The organism is Arthrobacter sp. K41, assembly GCF_059089645.1.
The window spans coordinates 36,932-55,118 of sequence record NZ_JBNHEW010000004.1 but is presented as its reverse complement, the minus strand read 5'-3'; the positions used below and the strand labels follow the sequence as shown (position 1 = coordinate 55,118).

The following is an 18,187-nucleotide window of genomic DNA, read 5'->3' as shown; positions in this document are numbered from 1 at the left end:
TACGAAAACATTTTGTTTCAGCAGCTGCCCGTCCCGGGCCGAAGAAGAGGACATTCAATGGCGAACCCCAGCCCCGGAAATTCGATCACCCTGCGCGTGGAAGCACCCTCAAGCTTCAGCGCCACCAGCGAGCTCGCCGCGGCCGTCGGCGCCGCGGGTGCAGCCATCACCGCCCTGGACGTCAGTGAGTCCCACCACGAGACCCTGGTGGTCGATGTCACCTGCAACACCACCGACGACGAGCACGCCGGCAGGGTCAAAGACGCCCTCAACGCGCTCGACGGCGTCACGGTCCAGCACGTCTCGGACCGCACCTTCCTCATGCACCTGGGCGGCAAGCTGGAGGTCGTCCCCAAGGTGGCCCTGCGCAACCGCGACGATCTCTCCCGCGCCTACACTCCCGGCGTCGCCCGCGTCTGCCTGGCCATCGCCGAGGATCCCGCGGCAGCCCGCAACCTGACCGTCAAGCGCAACACCATCGCCGTTCTCACCGACGGTTCGGCCGTCCTGGGCCTGGGCAACATCGGCCCGGCAGCGGCGCTGCCGGTGATGGAAGGCAAGGCGGCGCTGTTCAAGCAGTTCGCCAACGTTGACGCCTGGCCCGTCTGCCTGGATACACAGGACACCGAGGAAATCATCATGATCGCCAAGGCCATGGCTCCCGTGTATGGCGGCATCAACCTGGAAGACATCGCAGCCCCGCGCTGCTTCGAGATCGAAAACCGGCTCCGCGAGGAACTGGACATCCCGGTCTTCCACGACGACCAGCACGGCACCGCCATCGTCACCCTCGCTGCCCTGGTGAACGCGCTCCGCGTTGTGGGCAAGAAGCTTGATGAGGTTCGGATTGTAGTTTCCGGCGTCGGCGCCGCAGGCTCCGCCATCATCCAGCTGCTGAAGGCCCAGGGCGCACGGCACATCATCGCCGCAGGCCGCTCTGGCGCCATCCACTCCGGCGAGAAGTACAACGACGAGCACCGCAGCTGGATTGCCGCGAACACCAATGAAGAAGGCTTCGCCGGAACCCTGCACGATGCACTCGAAGGTGCCGACGTGTTCATCGGCGTCAGCGCCCCGCACGTGATCGGCGAGGAGCAGGTTGCCGCCATGGCAGAAAACGCCATCGTGTTCGCCATGGCCAACCCCACGCCGGAGATCGATCCCGTCGTCGCCTCCAGGCATGCCGCAGTGGTGGCCACCGGCCGGAGCGACTTCCCCAACCAGATCAACAATGTGCTGGCCTTCCCCGGCTTCTTCCGGGGCCTGCTGGACGCCGGAGCCTCGGACATCACCCCGGAGATGCTGGTGGCCGCCGCGGAGGCCATCGCCAACCGGGTAGCTGACGACGAGCTCAATGCCAGTTACATTATCCCCAGCGTCTTCGATCCCCATGTTGCCGCCGATGTTGCCTCAGCCGTTGCTGCCGCCGCCCACGCTGCCAACGTGGCAACCGCGGCTGCAGCCAAGGAACTCGAAGAAGCCCTGGCCGGCGCCTGATTCACTGCCTGACTTCAGTACAAGGAAAGGACCAGAAATGGCCATCACTGTCACAGATCCCCGGCCCATCGACCGCGCGGAGGAGATCCTCACCCCCGAGGCGCTGGCCTTTGTGGAGGAGCTGCACACCCGCTTCGCCGGCACCCGCAATGAGCTCCTGGCAGCCCGCGCCGTCAAGCGGCAGCGAGTGGCGGAAACGGGAAAGCTTGACTTCCTGCCGGAAACACAGGACGTGCGCGACGGCGACTGGAAGGTTGCGCCCGCGCCCGCACCCCTGCAGGACCGCAGGGTGGAGATGACCGGTCCCGCGTCGCCGGCGAAGATGGCCATCAACGCGCTGAACTCCGGTGCCAAGGTATGGCTCGCGGACCTTGAAGATGCCAGCACGCCCACCTGGGGCAACGTCATCGACGCCATCCTGAACCTTCGCGATGCCGCCAGGGGCACCCTCAGCCATACCTCCGCGGAGGGCAAGGAATACAAGCTCCGCACCGACGCGCCGCTCGCCGTCGTGGTGGCCCGCCCGCGCGGCTGGCACATGCAGGAAAAGCACCTGCTCATCGACGGCGAACCGGCCGTGGGCGCGCTGGTGGACTTCGGCCTGCACTTCTTCCACGTGGCCAGGCAGCTGGTCCTCAACGGACAGGGCCCCTACTACTACCTGCCCAAGATGGAGAGCCACCTCGAGGCCCGGCTCTGGAATGACGTCTTTGTCTTCGCGCAGGATCAGCTGGGACTGAACCAGGGGACCGTCCGTGCCACTGTTCTGATCGAAACCATTCCGGCCGCCTTCGAAATGGACGAGATCCTTTACGAACTGCGGGACCACGCTTCCGGCCTGAACGCCGGCCGCTGGGATTACCTCTTCAGCATCATCAAGTACTTCCGGGACGCCGGCGAGGAATTTGTGCTCCCGGACCGTGCCTCTGTCCTGATGACTGCGCCGTTCATGCGTGCGTACACCGAACTGCTGGTCAAGACCTGCCACAAGCGGGGCGCCTTCGCGATGGGAGGCATGGCAGCCGTCATCCCCAACCGGCGCCACCCCGAGGTTACCGAGGCGGCCTTCGCCAAGGTCCGCGCGGACAAGACCCGCGAGGCGAACGACGGCTTCGACGGTTCCTGGGTGGCCCACCCGGACCTGGTCCCGACGTGCCGTGAGGTGTTTGATTCCGTGCTCGGTGACAGGCCGAACCAGCTGGACAAGCAGCGGCCCGAGGTGTCCGTCACGGCCGGGCAGCTGCTGGATATCGCCTCAGCCGGCGGCCAGGTGACGGAGGCGGGCCTGCGGCTGAACCTCTACGTGGCCGTTGCCTACACTGCCGTGTGGCTTTCGGGCAACGGTGCTGTGGCCATCCACAACCTGATGGAGGACGCCGCCACCGCGGAAATTTCCCGCTCGCAGGTGTGGCAGCAGATCCGCAACAAGTCCGTGCTTGCGGACACCGGCAACACTGTTACCCGGGAGCTGGTGGAGCGGATCCTCGGGGAGGAAACCGAACGGCTGCGCACTGAATTCGGCGATGAAGCCTTCCGCCGCTACTACAAGCCGGCCAGCGACCTGATTGCAGGCATTTGCCTCTCCGAGGACTACACGGACTTCCTCACCACCCCGGCCTACGAACTGGTGGGCTGAGGCATGGCAGGACCCAAAGTGTCACTGTCGCCAACGGACCTGGCAGATATTGACGGGCAACTGGCCGCCACGGACCGCCTGCTGGAGCGCAACTACCCCGGCGACGACGGCTCCCGCCAGCCCGTGCACACGGTGTACGTGCCCGCGGACCGCTTTACGCCGTCGTTCGCTGCCAGCTGGGGTGCAGAGGCGCTGGCGACGGCCGAGGCGCACGGGGGCCTCCACAAGCTGGGCGCGCTGCTCGGCCAGGACGCCGCGCTGGCGGAGGCGGTTGCCTCCCGCGTCGAGGCCAAGCTTGCCGGTGAACCAATCGAGGACCTGCGGCTGGACTTTGAGGACGGCTTTGGGGACAGGGGCGACGACGCCGAGGACACCGCCGCCGTCGCCGCGGCGTCCGCAGTGGCCGCCGCCGTTACTGCCGGCTCTGCTCCACCGTTCATCGGTATCCGCTTCAAGTGCTTCGAGGCTGCCACCCGGGCCCGCGGGCTCCGCACGCTGGACCTGTTCGTTTCGGGACTTGCTGCCGCAGGTGAACTGCCGGAGGGGCTGGTCCTGACCCTGCCCAAGGTCACCACCGTCGCCCAGGTCCGGGCGATGGACTACGCGGTCTCCCGCCTGGAGGAAGTGCACTCACTGCCTTCCGGCCGGCTCCGCTTCGAGGTCCAGGTGGAAACCCCGCAACTCATTCTCGGGCCGGAGGGAACGTCTCCGGTGGCGCAGCTGCCGCACGCGGTTCCGGGGCGGATCAGCGGCCTGCACTATGGCACGTACGACTACTCGGCGTCGCTGCAGGTTGCCGCCGAATACCAGTCGATGGAACACCCGGTGGCGGACTTCGCCAAGGAAGTCATGCAGCTGGCCGTGGCCGGTACCGGGATCCGGCTCTCCGACGGCTCCACCAACATCATTCCGGTGGGTGACAACGTGGAGAACGCCTGGCAGCTGCACGGGCGACTGGTGCGGCGGTCCCTCGAACGCGGGTACTACCAGGGCTGGGACCTGCATCCCGCGCAGCTGCCCAGCCGCTTCGCCGCCACCTACGCCTTTTACCGGCAGGGGCTTCCGGCCGCTGCGGCGCGGCTGCGGAACTACGTGGAGCAGACTGAAGGCGGGGTCATGGACGAGCCCGCCACCGCCCGTGCCCTGGCAGCGTTTGTGCTCCGCGGCGTCCAGTGCGGAGCAGTAGGTGCCGATGAAGTCCAGGCACTCGCCGGCGTCGGAATCGCCCAACTTACTGCGCTGGCCCACCCGCGGCTCGCAGCCACCTCCAATTCTCCAGCAAAGGACCTCCTTCATGGGTAAGTACTACTCCCCCACCGGCGGGTTGCCGCCGCAGACCCACCTCACCACCGAACGGGCCATCGTCACCGAGGCCTACACGGTGATCCCCAAAGGTGTCATGACAGACATCGTGACCAGCAACCTGCCCGGTTTCAGCCACACCCGTTCCTGGATTATTGCCCGTCCCATTTCGGGCTTCGCCACCACGTTCTCGCAGCTGATCGTGGAGATTGGCCCCGGCGGCGGCGCTCCCAAGGCCGAGTTCGAAGCCGGCGTGGAAGGCGTCGTTTTTGTGACGCGGGGCAAGGTCAACCTCACCCTGGACGGCGAACTGCACCAACTGGAGGAAGGCGGCTACGCCTACCTGGCCGCCGGCTCGGAGTGGGGCCTGGAGAACGTCTCCGACGACGTCGTCTCCTTCCACTGGATCCGCAAGGCCTACGAACGCCTCGAGGGCTATGAGGCCAAGTCCTTCGTTACCAACGAGAAGGACGTGGAGCCGACGTCGATGCCGGACACTAACGACGTCTGGAAGACCACCCGTTTCACGGACTCCAGCGACCTGGCCCACGACATGCAGGTCAACATCGTGACCTTCCAGCCGGGCGGCGTTATCCCGTTCCCGGAAACCCACGTGATGGAACACGGCCTGTACGTCCTGGAGGGCAAGGCCATGTACCTGCTCAACAATGACTGGGTGGAGGTGGAGGCCGGCGACTTCATGTGGCTCCGTGCCTTCTGCCCGCAGGCCTGCTATGCCGGCGGCCCCGGTGAGTTCCGGTACCTCCTGTACAAGGATATGAACCGCCAGGTCCGCCTCACCTAAGCGCCCTCCCCCAACCAGGCAGCGCTAAGTGTCGTATTGGAATCCCAAAACCGCACTTTGCGCTACCTGGCGGGGGCAAGATTGGTTATGGGCACAAACCGGGGCGGGTGGAAGGCGATTGCAGCGACCCTGTTCTCCGTCCTGCTGCTGGCCGCCTCGGCGGGCTGCATTGAGGAACCGCCAGCCCCGGAGCCGGACAAGCCCGCCGCCTTCGCCCTTCTGGAAGATTTCAGCGCCCGCATGCTGGAGGAAGGTGCCCCCGCAGTCCTGATCTCCGTCCGGGACCGGGGCCAGACCTGGACACATGCAGCCGGCGTCCGGAGCCTCGATTCCCGTGAACCTGCCACGGTTGCCGATCCCGTCCACGTAGGCACCGTCACCGAAACCTTCGTTGCAGTCTCCGTGATGAGGCTGGTGGAGGAGGGAAAGCTTTACCTGGAGGCACAGGTCAGCCGCTATCTGCCCGAGTTTGGGACCGTGCTCCACCCGCCCGGGCCGGTCACAGTCCGCCAGCTTCTGACGCACGAATCCGGCCTCCCCGACTTCACCGTCCCCCTCCTGGCCTCCGGACCATGGGAGGAGACAATGAACCGGCCGCTCAGCCTGGAACAGCAACTCGCTCTGGCCGCCACCGTGCCCTGGGACGGCCGGCTGACGCGGATCTTCGACTATTCCCGCTCAAACTACGCAGCCCTCGCGCTGATCGTTGAGCGGCTCCGCGGCCAGCGGATCGGACAGGTCCTGGCTGAGGACCTCGCCGGGACCCTGGGCCTGAAGTCAACTCGGCTGGGCGGGCCGGCGCCCAAGGACATAGTTCATGGTTACGTCACTGTGGAGGGCGCCCGCAGGGACACAACCATGCTGGCCTCCCATACCGGGAGGCCTGCCACTGGAGCCGTGTCCACCGTGGAGGAAGTGTCCCGTTTCTACGCCGCGCTGCTGCAGGGAAGGCTGCTGACGCCCGAAAGCGTGACAGCCATGAAGGGCGGCTACTCCCAGTATTACGGCTTTGCCCTGCGTCGGTGGAACAACACCTGCAACAACCGCTTCTACTACGGCCTACCCGGTGACACGGACGGCTACGGCATGGTGTCCATGACCAGCGAGGACGGCAGCAGGCAGCTCACCATGGCCCTCACCTACCCACCGGCCCCACCGACCCTGGAATCCAACCCGCTGGTCCTCGAACTGCAGGACGTGGCCCAGGAAGCCATGAACAGTTTGTGCGGGCCGACCTGACCCGCAGCCAGCGCCGCCATGCAGGGTTTAGGGACGCTCACTGCGGGCCAGTGGGGCAAGGCATCAGGGTCAGGGCTCAGGCGCCCGGGTTGAGGACCACCTTGATGCAGCCGTCCTCCTTCTTCTGGAACTTTTCGTACAGTGCCGGTGCGCCTTCCAGCCCCGAGCGGTGGGTGACCAGGTCCATGACACCCAACGGATCGGCGTCGTCCTCCACAAGGGGAAGAAGGTCATCTATCCAGCGCTTCACGTTGCACTGCCCCATCCGGAGCTGGATCTGCTTGTCGAACATGGTCAGCAGCGGCATGGGGCTGGCCTGCCCGCCATAGACCCCGCTCAAGGAGACGGTTCCGCCGCGCCGCACCGCGTCGATGGACGCATGCAGGGCAGCGAGCCGGTCCACGCCTGATGTCTCCATCGCCTTCTGGGCCAACTTATCCGGCAGGAGGCCCAGCGCCTGGTGCGCGAAACCCGCCACCGGCGATCCGTGGGCCTCCATACCGACGGCGTCCACCACCGCGTCAGGTCCGCGTCCGGCGGTCATCTCCCGCAACTGGTCTGCGATGTCTTTTGTGTAGTCAAGCGTTTCAATCCCGTGCCGGGCTGCCATGTCACGCCGCTCGGGAACCGGATCAATGCCAATGACGCGCAGGCCGCGCTGCACCCCGATGCGGCCCGAAAACTGTCCCACGGGCCCCAGCCCGAACACTGCCAGTGTTCCGCCGGCGGGGGTGTCGGCGTACTCCACTGCCTGCCAGGCGGTGGGAAGGATGTCAGAGAGGAACAAGTACCGTTCGTCCGGCAGCTCGGTACCCACCTTAACCGGGCCGTAGTCGGCGTGGGGTACGCGCAGGTACTCGGCCTGCCCGCCGGGAACGGAACCGTAAAGCTCAGAGTAGCCAAACAGTGCGGCGCCGGAGCCCTTGTCCTTGACCTGTGTGGTTTCGCACTGGGACTGCAGGCCCTGGGCGCACATGTAGCACCGGCCGCAGGAGATGTTGAAGGGAACCACCACCCGGTCCCCCTTGCGAAGGTTGGTGACGGAGCTTCCCACCTCTTCGACGATACCCATCGGTTCGTGGCCGATGACGTCGCCCTTGTGCATGTAGGGACCCAGGACTTCGTACAGGTGCAGGTCCGATCCGCAGATTGCGGTGGAAGTAATCCGGACTATGGCATCCGTGGGGTCCTGGATCACCGGGTCAGGTACTTCTGCCACACTCACGGAGCGCTTTCCCTGCCATGTCAGTGCTTTCACAATTCACCTTTCCTGGAAGTTATTCGCTGCAGCCGGACTCGCCGCGCATCCTTCGACGCTATCGGCTCCTGCAACAAAAAGTAAGCAGGCTGACTAAAATCCTTGTTGTCACGGCCTGCAGCTTCTAGCGTAGGAAGAGGCATACCCACAGGACTCACCAGTGAAAAGAGGAACAACATGTCGCTTTACCAGCCCGAACCGGTCGAGATCTCCACCCGCATGCGCCCGGGGGAGTGGACGGAGGAAAGCCTGGAACTGCTTGTGGAAAACTACCGCGAGAGGATCGTGGAGATGGGCGCCAGCCCATCCGATGTGGTGACGGATATCGACCGCAGCGACGACGGCGGGGTGCGTGTCGCGGTTTCCTGGGCCAAGCCGGCCAACGCGGGTGACGAGGACACGGTAGCCGGCGGCCAGACTCTCTGACGCGCGCCGCGTCAGGCGTTGGGCGCCAGCGAGAGGAGCCTGCCGATGGCACTTGTGGTGAGGTTGTCCAGCAGGTCCCGCGGTCCCTCATAAACCTCTACAGCGCCCGCCTCCAGCAGTTCGCCGGCGCTGACGCCGCCACAGGTCACCGCAATAGCCGGCATCCCCAGCGCGACAGCGGCCTTCATGTCCCACACGGCGTCCCCCACGTACACGGCGTCCGAGGCCTCCACGCCAAGTGCCTCCAACGCCGCCACAAGGATGTCCGGGGATGGCTTGCTTTCCTTGGCGTCGTCGGCGCTGGTGGCTGCATCGATGAAGGCATCCGAATCCAGGTGGGCCTTCATGACCTGCAGATCCTGCTTGCGCGCCGAGGAGGCAAGAGCCACCGCGAGCCCCGCCTCGTGGCATTGCGCCAGCAGCTCCTGGACGCCGTCGAAGGTACGAAGGCTCGGCCAGTGCGAGGCGTACAGCGCGGCGTGGCTGGCCATGATGTCAGGATCAAGGGACCGCTCACGGCCTGCCGGCAGGAGGTTGTCCACCAACCGGTCGCCGCCCATTCCCACGTAGTGGTGGATGGAGGCCATCGGGATGTCGTAACCGTGCTGTCGGAAGGCGCCCCACCAGGAAATGGTGTGGATGTAGGACGAGTCGATCAGGGTGCCGTCGATATCAAAGAGGATCCCCTGCCGGCGCCGGCTGCCAGGGGATCCAGAGTTCTGCGCGGCCATTAACCGACCGCTGCCCGCCTGGCTCCGGAAGTTTTCCTGGCCCGGGCGGCGTCATCCTTGGCCGTGCTTACAGGACGCACGCGCTCCCGGATCACCGTGCCGGCGCCGTCGTGGCTCTTATCCCGGATAAGGCCGGTCCCGGCGATTTCCCGCGCCATTGCCACTCCGGCGACCGCTGCCCTTTTGGTAGGAAAGGTTACCGAGATGGCCATCAGGTTCCCGGTCCCGTCCATCATGCGAATTCTGTAGCCGCCGTCAGGCGCATCCACGAGCTCAAAATACCCGGCCATTTGCAATCACTCCTCCGTCAGTCACGGCAATGTGCTTACTGGGAGCACTCCATGAGGTGTTAGTAAGTATACTTATCTGTTCCGTGAAGGAGAAGTGCCGCCCTGGACGCCGCGCCTCAGCGCGTTGGCGCCGTTTCCGGCGGGATAGGGGTGTCACTTCGCCGAACCGTATCCTGATGCAGCTCCAAGGCGCTTGTAACAAGCGCGAAGTGGCTGAAGGCCTGGGGCGTGTTGCCCAGCTGGCGGCCCGCCCGGACGCCCCATTCCTCACTCAGCAGCCCCACATCGTTGCGCAGGCCCAGGAGGCGCTCGAAGAGTTTCCTCGATTCCTCGTGGCGGCCCGCGCCCAGCAGCGCCTCCACAAGCCAGAAGGAACAGGCGAGGAAGACGCCCTCATCCCCCGGCAGGCCGTCGTCGCTCTCGGCTGGACGGTACCGGAGCACGAACCCGTCCTCGGTCAACTCCCGCTGGATGGCTTCAATGGTTCCGACAACGCGGGGATCGTCAGGCGGCAGGAACCCCACCCGCGGGATCAGGAGCAGGCTTGCGTCAAGCTCCGGGCGCCCATAGGACTGCACAAACGTGTTCCGGCGGGCATCAAATCCGTTGTCCATCACATCCCGGTGAATGGTGTCGCGGAGTGTTTCCCAGCGCTCCACCGGCCCGGGCAGTCCGGACTCGCGGACACCCTTCACCATCCGGTCCGCGGCAACCCACGCCATGACCTTCGAATGCGTGAAATGGCGGCGTGGCCCGCGCATTTCCCACAGCCCGTTATCCGGCTGGTCCCAGATGGTCTCGAGATGCTCCATCAGCGCCACCTGTACATCCCAGGCCTCATCGGAGTGCGCGAGCAGGGAGTTGCGCGTGAGCGCAAGGCAGTCCAGCACCTCCCCCCAAACGTCGAGCTGGAGCTGTTCTGCCGCCCCGTTGCCGATGCGCACCGGGGACGAGTTTTCGTAGCCCTTCAGCCAGGGCAGCTCCATCTCGGGCAGGCGCCGTTCGCCATGGATCCCGTACATGATCTGCAGGTCCGCCGGATCACCGGCCACGGCCCGCAACAGCCAGTCCCGCCAGGCGGCCGCTTCGGCGGTGTAACCGGCGGCCAGCAGAGCCTGGAGCGTCATGGTGGCATCGCGAAGCCAGCAGTAGCGGTAGTCCCAGTTGCGGGGGCCGCCGAGCTGCTCGGGCAGTGAGGTGGTCACTGCCGCCACGATACCGCCGGTGGGGGCGTACGTTAGGGCCTTCAGGGTCACGAGGGACCGGATCACTGCCTCCCGGTATCTGCCCTCGACGGTGCACTGCGAGGCCCAGCCCCGCCAGAACGCATAGGTGGTGCCCAGTACTTCCTCGGCATCGACGGTATGCGGCCGCCCCACGTGGCTGGGCGCCCACGTGAGGACAAAGGGGACCCGTTCCCCTGCATTGACGGTGAAGTCGCTGACGGTGTGCATGTTCTCGCCGTGCAGCGGGGCGGGGGTGACAAAGTAGACGGCATCGGGGCCGGCAATCGCGTGCAGGCCGTATTCGTCCCGCCGCACCCAGGGGATGATGTGGCCATAGTCGAAACGGAGGGTCAGTTCCCCGTGCATCCTGACGCTTCCGCTGACGCCTTCGACTATCCGGACAATGTCCGCCACCGAGTCCCGGGGAGGCATGAAGTCGATGACACGTACAGTTCCTTCGGGGGTTTCCCACTCCGTTTCCAGGATGAGGCTCCCGTCCCGGTAGCCCCGGCGCGTGCAAGGGCCCCCGGCGGCAGGCGCCAGGAGCCAGCGGCCGGCGTCGGGCGTGTCCAGCAGTGCGTTGAAGCACGCGGGGGAATCAAACCGGGGAAGGCAGAGCCAGTCGATGGAGCCTTCCTTATTGACCAGCGCCCCGGTGTGGAGGTCGCCGACAACCGCATAATCTTCAATTCGCGCCATGCCCTTACCCTGCCACAGCCGGAGCCTCAGTGGACCGGGTGGAGGGGTGTAGCCTCAAAACAAAGCAGCAGTCACCGGAGGCATTCATGGCAATCCACATCGGCACCTCCGGATGGAGCTACAACCACTGGGAAAACGTCCTTTATCCTCCCAAGCTGCCGGTGAAGGACCGGCTCCAGCACTATGTGGCCCGTTTTCATACCGTCGAACTGAACGCCAGCTTCTACCGCTGGCCCCGGGACACGACGTTTGCCGGCTGGAACCGGCGGTTGCCGCCCGGCTTCAACATGTCCGTCAAGGCTCCCCGGGGCCTGACACACGCCAGGAAACTCTACGAACCGGAGGTGTGGCTCGAGCGCATCACGCGGTGCTGGCACGAGCTGGGCGATAAGCGGGCCGTCCTCCTGGTGCAGCTGCCGCCCGGCATGGAACGGGACGATGCCAGGCTGGACTACTTCCTGGCCGCCGTCCCGGACTGGATCCGCGTCACCGTGGAGTTCCGCCACTCCAGCTGGGACTGCCCCGAAGTATTCGCCCTGCTGGAGCGCCACCAGGCCGCCTACTGCATCATGAGCGGCGCCAACCTTCCCTGCCTCCTGCGCACCACAGCGCCCTTCACCTATGTCCGGCTTCACGGACCGGACCACCAGCACCTGTATGCCGGCTCCTATTCCGACGCGGACCTGCAGTGGTGGGCGGACCGGATCAGGGAGTGGTCCGGCCGGGGGCTGGATGTTTACGCGTATTTCAATAACGACGGCGACGGCCACGCCGTGCGGAACGCCGAGACCCTGCGGGCGATCCTGGGAGAAGGATGACGTCACACAGGTCCCCGCAGCCCAGCGTTCCCATCCACGGGCGCCGCCCTGTGGCAGAGTGGAACCATGGACACGGCTCCGAATAATTCGTCAGAGAAAACAGCGCAAGCCAGACTGCCGGAAGCGCTCTCGGGAAACCAGGTGTTCCGGCTGGCACACAGGATCTCGGACACCGTAAACTCGGTGCGCATCCGGTTGGCCAAGCGCTGGAAGTTTGTCCCCCAAACGATTGCCTATCAGGGTTACGGCTCCACCACCCAGGTCCGCGTCCTCGGACGGGTCCTGCTGACGCAGAAACCGCTGCCCGGGAGCAAAGCGGAGCACGCGGCGCAGAACGGCAACCAGAACGTCCGCGGCTGGCGGGCTTTCACCAGCGTGCCGCTGCAATTCACCGACGTCGAAATCACTATCGGCGACGTTATCACCCACGTCCGGGCGGACCGGGGCGGGCTGGTTGACACCGAGGTCAACGTCCAGCTTTCACCGGGCTGGCACACCGCCGTCCTTCGGGCGGAGGGAACGGATCCTGTGGAGGCCCGGATCCGGGTCGTCGCACCGGACGTGAAGTTCGGGATCGTTTCGGACATCGATGACACCGTGATGGTGACGGCCCTGCCCCGGCCGTTCCTGGCCCTCTGGAACACCTTCGTCCTCAGCGAGCGGGCGCGCATGGCCACTCCCGGCATGGCTGTCCTGCTGGACCGGCTCACGGTGGAGCACCCGGACGCGCCGGTGATCTACCTGTCCACGGGGCCATGGAATGCCGCCCCCACGCTGGCCCGGTTCCTGACCCGCAACATGTATCCGTCTGGCGCCCTGCTCCTCACGGACTGGGGACTGACGCAGGACCGCTGGTTCCGCAGCGGCCAGGACCACAAGCTCCGCAACCTGGCGCGCCTGGCCAGTGAGTTCCCGGACATGCAGTGGCTCCTGATTGGTGACAACGGCCAGCACGATGAAGCGATTTACTCAGAATTCGCACAGGAGAACCCGAACCGGGTCGCGGCCATCGCCATCCGGCAGCTGTCCGTCAGTGAGTCGGTGTTCGCCGGCGGCCACTCCGAGGACGGGGACCACACCACCTCCCAGGTACCGTGGATCTACTCGCCGGACGGTGCCGGCATGGCCAAGCAGCTCGCCACACTGGACGTCCTCTGACAAGCCGGGCCGGGAACCGCGGCTAACCACGTTTCACGGCCCATAGCCTGCCGCTGGGGCAACTCCCTAGGCGCTGGCACCCAAGGGCGCCACGCCGTCGTCGGGCGCTTCGGTATCGAGCACCTCCGGATCCAGAACCCCGGCATCAAGGTCCCCGGACACTGCCGCCTGCGCGATGGCAACCTCCGCGGCGAGGGCAAGGTCCCGCTCCTCGATCAGTTCCTGGAACCAAAAATAGGAGGCCTTGGGCGTACGCTCCAGGGTTTCGCGGTCCACGTGGAGCAGCCCGAAAGGCTGGTTGTAGCCGGCGGACCACTCAAAGTTGTCCATGAGGGACCAGACGTAATAGCCGCGCAGATCGATGGATTCGGCGTCACCGCCCGGAGCAGTGGCCCGCAGCGCTGCCTCCAGGTGGTCCGAGAGGTATTTCAGGCGGCGCTCGTCGGGGATGAACCGCGTATTGGTGGACTTGTCCCGGACGAGGATGTCCTCGAAGCTGGCCCCGCCCTCCGTGAGGATTACCGGCGGCAGGTTTGGATAACGCTCCGCCATCTCCTTCAGGGCCACCGCCATGTACTCAGGCTTTACCGGCCAGCCGTAAGCCGTGATGTCCGCTTCCGGCCAGGTCTCCACATGGAAGGGCGTTCCGCCGCTGCCCGCAGCACTGAGGTCGCTGCCCATCGCCTCGGCCATGCTTGCCGGCACGGCGCCGCCGCCCGGCCCCACAGCCACCTTGGTGGGCATGTAGTAATTCAGCCCGTAGAAATCAAGCGGCTGGGAGATGAGTTCCATGTCTTCGGGCGGGTGCTCAAAGGAACTGAAGAACTTGGCTGCGCGGATCAGGTCCGGATACTTCCCGGTGAGCACGGGGTCCGCATAAAGCCGGTTCTGCGCCAGGTCCATCAGGCCAGCGCTGATGTAGTCCAGCGGGTTGATGGTGTTGGGCACCATGGGCGAGTAGACGTTTGTCATGCCGATCTCGCCGGGAACCTTCGCGGCCCGCAGGGCCTGCACAGCCAGGCCGTGGCCCAGCAGCTGGTGGTGGACGGTGGGGAAGGCATTCAGGACCAGCTCCTTCCCCGGCGAGTGCAGGCCGAGGGAATACCCGTTGGTACTCACGGTGGCGGGCTCGTTGATGGTCACCCACCTCGCCACCCTGTCGCCGAACGCCTCGGCCAGGATGCCGGCGTACTCCCCCAGCCGGTAGGCAGTATCGCGGTTCATCCAGCCCCCTGCCTCGTCCAAGGCCAGGGGTGTGTCCCAGTGGTAGATCGTGGCCATGGGCGAGATTTCGTTGGCGAGGAGTTCGTCCAGGAGCCGGTCGTAGAAGGCCAGGCCGGCGCGGTTGGCAGGGCCGCTGCCGGTGGGCTGGATGCGGGGCCAGGCGAACGAGAACCGGTACGAGTCCACGCCCAGCTGCTTCATGAGCGCCACATCCTGGGGCATGCGGTGGTAGTGGTCGCAGGCCACCACCGGGCTGTGGTCCTCCACAATGGCGCCCGGCTTGGCAGCAAACACATCCCACCCGGCAGGTCCCCGGCCGTCCTCCTCCAGCGCGCCCTCAATCTGGAAGGCGGCAGTGGCTACCCCGAGCGTGAACCCCGGCGGGACGAGGGCCGCGAGGTCCTTGGCGGAAATATGCATTGAGTAAACCCTTACTACGGACAGGACGGTACCTGCGAGGGTCCTTGAGCCCGCGCGAGGTCAGGACCATATCCTCGCATGATTCCATGGCTGCTGGTGAGCGTGCTGCTAGGGTCTGGGAATGGATGAAAAACTGGGGAAGTTCATCGACAATTTTGCTGATTTGGTGCAGCTGGCCCAGGCCCGCAGCCATCGGCGCGAGGCCGGAGTCCAGCTGCTGGATACGATAACGGCGCACGTGGGCCGGGCTGCTGAGGACCTCGCCGTGGTGGAGGAACAAATACCGCCGCACAGATTCGTGGATGCAGACATCGTGACGGCGGAAATCGCGGCGCTGGATCCTGAAAGCCGGCTGGTGGGAATCGGCGGCGGCGGCCAGCGGCACCACCAGTCGTTGAGCGACATGCTTCAGCAGTCACAGGCCTTCCCCCAGTTTCCGATTGCCCAGCCCGACTACGTCAACCTGCCCTTAGGGCCGGACTCCCAACGCCAGGCAGTGGCTTTCGGGCTGCGCCTTTTGACGTACGACGGCGGCCGGCTGGCTGTGTTGCAGCGCGCGGCGGATCCGCGCTCCGGCCGGCAGACAGCTGCCCTCGAGGTGGTGGCGGAAAACACCGGAACGGGGGCGGCGTTCCTCGCCGGGTACCGGCGACGGATGGACAGCCAGAGCGTCTTCAAGGGCCAGGTCATTTCCCTGACCATGGGTGAGTTCGGGCCTGGCAGCGGCGGGGTGACCTTCCATCACCGGCCAAACCTGCCGGGGCAGGACGTCATCCTTCCGGCGGGCCTTCTGCAGAAGGTAGCGGGCCACGCCGTCGGTATTGCCGGCCACCGCGAGACCTTGAAGCGCCACGGCCAGCACCTCAAGCGCGGCATTTTGCTCTACGGCCCGCCCGGTACAGGCAAAACGCACACCGTTCGGTACCTTCTTGGACAGAGTCAGGGCACCACTGCCATCCTGCTCAGCGGCGGCTCCCTTGCCCGCATTTCGGAGGCGGCACGGATGGCCCGGGCTTTGCAGCCCTCGATGGTGGTGCTGGAGGACTGCGACCTAATTGCGGAGGACAGGAGTTTCGGCCACGGGCCGCAGCCGCTGCTTTTTGAGGTCCTGGATGCCATGGACGGCCTGGATAACGACGCTGACGTCGCCTTTGTGCTCACCACCAACCGGCCGGACATGCTGGAGCGGGCGCTGGCACAGCGGCCCGGCCGGGTGGACCTGGCCGTGGAGATCCCGTTACCTGCGCCGGGCGAGCGGATTGAGCTGATCCGCCTCTATGGCCGAGGTGCCGGTTTCAGTCCTGACGCCGTGGCTGCCGCCGCCGAACGTACCCGCGGAACCACTGCATCGTTCGCCCGTGAACTGGTGCGCCGGGCAGTCGTTGCTGCAGCCCTCGAGGACGTGCCGGTCTCCGACACCCACCTGGCTGCGGCCACCGAAGAACTTCTGGGCGACGCCGAATCCCTGACCCGGAGCCTGCTGGGCAGCGGTGCCGCCGGCACCGCTTGACCTCACCTACGCCGGGCAAGGGCTTCCGGGACCTCCTGGCCGCCCGGGCACCACTGGCCCAGAGGCTTACTGTTCACCGAATAGGAATTCCTTCGCGTGTGCCACGGCCTTGCGGAAGGCATCGTTCCGGAGTGTAACGAGGTGCTCGGTGTCGCCGTCGGCCGGTTCCAGGTACCCGGTGTAACCGGGCCGCAGGACCCAGATGTCACCGGCGGGGGGAAGATAGAACACACCGAAGGACCGCTGCTGCCTTTCGTCGTTCGTCCAAACCGGCACTACGGCGAGCGCCGCGCCCGTTGCGGGGTTGATCCACTGGGCTCGGGGTAGGGGTTCCTCGTGGGCTTCCGGATCCAGAAACGGCGCGGTGCCTTTGCCCCACCGCTGCTCAAAGCGCTCGTGGAACACCGGCATCAGGTGTGAATCGTAGCGGCGCCAGTCACTCATACAGTTCTCTGCCTCCTCAAGGTGGTGCTCCCGGGGACGGTCCCGGACAGCTTCGACGTCGAAACGCAAGGGGCGCCGGGCACCTAGGCCCAGGGGCCGCTTTCCCAGCGCACGGGGGTGACACGAATAGCATCCCCGTGCGAGCCGGCCGGGTCCCGGACCTTGCGGACCGGGATGTCGGTACCGGTCCGGGACGCCGGTGCTGTACGGGCTGCCGGCCCTGCCGCGGCTTCACGGTCATACGCCGCCCGCCGGGCAGGATCGTGGAGGACCGCAAAGGCCTGCATGATCCGCAACAGTTCCGCCTCAGGCGGCAGTGTGCCTCCACCTGGGTCAGTCCTCTGCCCGCCGTGCTGCACACCCTGCTGCCCGGCTGCGGCAGCCCGGCCCCCCTCCATGTCCGGATGGTGGCTGCGCATCAGGGCCCGGTAGGCGCGCGAAATCTGCTGCTGGGTGGCGTCCCGCGGGACGTGCAGCGCGGCGTAGTAGTCCGGGGTTTTGCTCATGTCACTCTTCCGGTCAGCTGCTGTGCCGGACGCGCGGCGCAGGGCGGCCAAGGCAACCCTGCGCCGACGCCACCACCTGCTTTAGGTTCCGATCTGCTGCATCTGGCCCTGCTGCGTCTCAATCTCGATCTTGCGGGGCTTGGCCTTTTCCGCCACGGGGATACGCAGGGTCAGGACGCCGTTGTCGTAGCTGGCCTTGATGTTGTCCGTGTTCAAGGTGTCGCCCAGGATCAGCTGCCGGCTGAAGACGCCGCGGGGACGCTCGGAAGCCACCAGCTCTACATTGGGCTGGGTGGGGTCCTGCCGTTCCGCCCGGACCGTAAGGACGTTGCGTTCAACGTTCAGGTCCAGTGAATCGAGCTTGACGCCCGGTAGATCAAAGGCCACCACGAACTCACCGTCTTCCTGCCAGGCATCCATGGGCATGGCGGCCGGGCGGGCGGCGGTTCCCAGGACCTGCTGCGTGAGCCGGTCCAGCTCACGGAACGGATCGGTGCGCATCAACATCATTTCCCACTCCTTCAGCTTGTTAGATGTTGGATCGGTGCGGTATCCAACTCCATGATCTATGGTGATGGATATAGATTTTTTATAGCACCCGTGGGACACTGAGGCAAGACTCATCAAAGTTTTTTGGAGAACTGATGGCGGAGCAGAAAGCAGGGCGGGACCCAGTGCCCGCAAAGGGACGTGCCCTCTATGCCATTTCAGTTGCGGCGAAACTGGCAGGCACGGGCCAGCAGAACATCCGTCTCTATGAGACGCGCGGGCTGCTGACGCCGTCGCGCACTTCCGGCGGCACGCGGCAGTACAGCGACGCGGACATTGCGGTGCTGCTGCGGATCGGGGAACTCCTGGAACAGGGACTGAACCTCGCCGGAGTGGCAAAGGTCCTGGAACTGGAGGAAGCCAACATCAAGCTTCACCGGGCGCTCAAGCGTGCCAGGTCCCGGCCGCCTGCCTGACAAAGCCCAGGAGCCTGCAGCCGGGGCAAGACA

Annotated in this window: 18 protein-coding genes; 10 read left to right on the top strand and 8 right to left on the bottom strand. The window is 65.7% G+C overall.

What is annotated here, in order from left to right; translation table 11 throughout:
- Positions 1–57 precede the first annotated feature (57 nt).
- From AC5RTE_RS10875 to AC5RTE_RS10855, 5 genes are all read left to right on the top strand, one after another.
- Positions 58–1,497, top strand: a complete 1,440-nt coding sequence (locus AC5RTE_RS10875) for an NAD-dependent malic enzyme (RefSeq protein ID WP_494041413.1) — start codon at positions 58–60, stop codon at positions 1,495–1,497.
- Positions 1,498–1,534: 37 nt separating this feature from the next.
- The gene (gene aceB / locus AC5RTE_RS10870) at positions 1,535–3,133 is read left to right on the top strand and encodes a malate synthase A (RefSeq protein ID WP_494041412.1); all 1,599 of its coding nucleotides are present in this window, start codon (positions 1,535–1,537) and stop codon (positions 3,131–3,133) included.
- 3 nt (positions 3,134–3,136) lie between these two features.
- Positions 3,137–4,435 carry a DUF6986 family protein gene (locus AC5RTE_RS10865; RefSeq protein WP_494041411.1) on the top strand — a complete coding sequence of 433 codons (1,299 nt, stop codon included), beginning with the start codon at positions 3,137–3,139 and terminating at the stop codon, positions 4,433–4,435.
- Positions 4,428–5,240 carry a bifunctional allantoicase/(S)-ureidoglycine aminohydrolase gene (locus AC5RTE_RS10860; RefSeq protein ID WP_494041410.1) on the top strand — a complete coding sequence of 271 codons (813 nt, stop codon included), beginning with the start codon at positions 4,428–4,430 and terminating at the stop codon, positions 5,238–5,240. The genes AC5RTE_RS10865 and AC5RTE_RS10860 overlap by 8 nt, the downstream gene beginning before the upstream one ends.
- Positions 5,241–5,327: 87 nt before the next feature.
- Positions 5,328–6,479 (top strand): serine hydrolase domain-containing protein, encoded by a 1,152-nt coding sequence (locus AC5RTE_RS10855; protein WP_494041409.1) that lies wholly within the window; start codon positions 5,328–5,330, stop codon positions 6,477–6,479.
- A gap of 76 nt (positions 6,480–6,555) precedes the next feature.
- On the opposite strand, the gene AC5RTE_RS10850 is transcribed toward AC5RTE_RS10855, so the two are convergent.
- Complete coding sequence (locus tag AC5RTE_RS10850; protein WP_494041408.1) at positions 6,556–7,737, bottom strand: zinc-dependent alcohol dehydrogenase; 1,182 nt, start codon at positions 7,735–7,737, stop codon at positions 6,556–6,558.
- Positions 7,738–7,914: 177 nt separating this feature from the next.
- Here AC5RTE_RS10850 and AC5RTE_RS10845 point away from each other — a divergent pair, with 177 nt between their 5' ends.
- Positions 7,915–8,163, top strand: coding sequence for a hypothetical protein (locus tag AC5RTE_RS10845; RefSeq protein WP_494041407.1), 249 nt, complete (start codon positions 7,915–7,917; stop codon positions 8,161–8,163).
- 11 nt (positions 8,164–8,174) lie between these two features.
- On the opposite strand, the gene AC5RTE_RS10840 is transcribed toward AC5RTE_RS10845, so the two are convergent.
- From AC5RTE_RS10840 to AC5RTE_RS10830, 3 genes are all read right to left on the bottom strand, one after another.
- Complete coding sequence (locus tag AC5RTE_RS10840; protein WP_494041406.1) at positions 8,175–8,894, bottom strand: HAD family hydrolase; 720 nt, start codon at positions 8,892–8,894, stop codon at positions 8,175–8,177.
- Positions 8,894–9,184 (bottom strand): hypothetical protein, encoded by a 291-nt coding sequence (locus tag AC5RTE_RS10835; RefSeq protein WP_494041405.1) that lies wholly within the window; start codon positions 9,182–9,184, stop codon positions 8,894–8,896. The genes AC5RTE_RS10840 and AC5RTE_RS10835 overlap by 1 nt, the downstream gene beginning before the upstream one ends.
- A 116-nt stretch (positions 9,185–9,300) precedes the next feature.
- Positions 9,301–11,109 carry a glycoside hydrolase family 15 protein gene (locus AC5RTE_RS10830; protein ID WP_494041404.1) on the bottom strand — a complete coding sequence of 603 codons (1,809 nt, stop codon included), beginning with the start codon at positions 11,107–11,109 and terminating at the stop codon, positions 9,301–9,303.
- A gap of 86 nt (positions 11,110–11,195) precedes the next feature.
- Between AC5RTE_RS10830 and AC5RTE_RS10825 the strand changes: the two genes are divergently transcribed.
- Together AC5RTE_RS10825 and AC5RTE_RS10820 are read left to right on the top strand one after the other, a co-directional pair.
- Positions 11,196–11,927, top strand: a complete 732-nt coding sequence (locus tag AC5RTE_RS10825; RefSeq protein WP_494041403.1) for a DUF72 domain-containing protein — start codon at positions 11,196–11,198, stop codon at positions 11,925–11,927.
- A gap of 66 nt (positions 11,928–11,993) precedes the next feature.
- Entirely contained in the window at positions 11,994–13,085 is a 1,092-nt protein-coding gene (locus AC5RTE_RS10820; protein ID WP_494041402.1) for an App1 family protein phosphatidate phosphatase, read from the top strand.
- A gap of 66 nt (positions 13,086–13,151) precedes the next feature.
- On the opposite strand, the gene AC5RTE_RS10815 is transcribed toward AC5RTE_RS10820, so the two are convergent.
- Positions 13,152–14,729: a glycoside hydrolase family 1 protein gene (locus tag AC5RTE_RS10815; RefSeq protein WP_494041401.1), complete on the bottom strand. Its 1,578-nt coding sequence runs from the start codon at positions 14,727–14,729 to the stop codon at positions 13,152–13,154.
- A 121-nt stretch (positions 14,730–14,850) separates the two neighbouring features.
- Here AC5RTE_RS10815 and AC5RTE_RS10810 point away from each other — a divergent pair, with 121 nt between their 5' ends.
- A complete protein-coding gene (locus AC5RTE_RS10810; RefSeq protein WP_494041400.1) occupies positions 14,851–16,239 on the top strand; it encodes an AAA family ATPase in 1,389 nt (462 codons plus the stop codon).
- A 66-nt stretch (positions 16,240–16,305) separates the two neighbouring features.
- Here the strand turns inward: AC5RTE_RS10810 and AC5RTE_RS10805 are convergent, their stop codons facing one another.
- The 3 genes from AC5RTE_RS10805 to AC5RTE_RS10795 all read right to left on the bottom strand — a co-directional run bounded on the left by AC5RTE_RS10805 (position 16,306) and on the right by AC5RTE_RS10795 (position 17,696).
- On the bottom strand, positions 16,306–16,683 hold the full coding sequence (locus tag AC5RTE_RS10805; RefSeq protein WP_494041399.1) for a hypothetical protein: 378 nt from the start codon (positions 16,681–16,683) through the stop codon (positions 16,306–16,308).
- Between the two features lie 83 nt (positions 16,684–16,766).
- Positions 16,767–17,189 carry a J domain-containing protein gene (locus AC5RTE_RS10800; protein ID WP_494041398.1) on the bottom strand — a complete coding sequence of 141 codons (423 nt, stop codon included), beginning with the start codon at positions 17,187–17,189 and terminating at the stop codon, positions 16,767–16,769.
- An 81-nt stretch (positions 17,190–17,270) separates the two neighbouring features.
- Positions 17,271–17,696 carry an Hsp20/alpha crystallin family protein gene (locus tag AC5RTE_RS10795; RefSeq protein ID WP_494041735.1) on the bottom strand — a complete coding sequence of 142 codons (426 nt, stop codon included), beginning with the start codon at positions 17,694–17,696 and terminating at the stop codon, positions 17,271–17,273.
- Positions 17,697–17,833: 137 nt separating this feature from the next.
- Here AC5RTE_RS10795 and AC5RTE_RS10790 point away from each other — a divergent pair, with 137 nt between their 5' ends.
- Positions 17,834–18,154, top strand: a complete 321-nt coding sequence (locus AC5RTE_RS10790) for a MerR family transcriptional regulator (RefSeq protein ID WP_494041397.1) — start codon at positions 17,834–17,836, stop codon at positions 18,152–18,154.
- Positions 18,155–18,187: the final 33 nt, after the last annotated feature.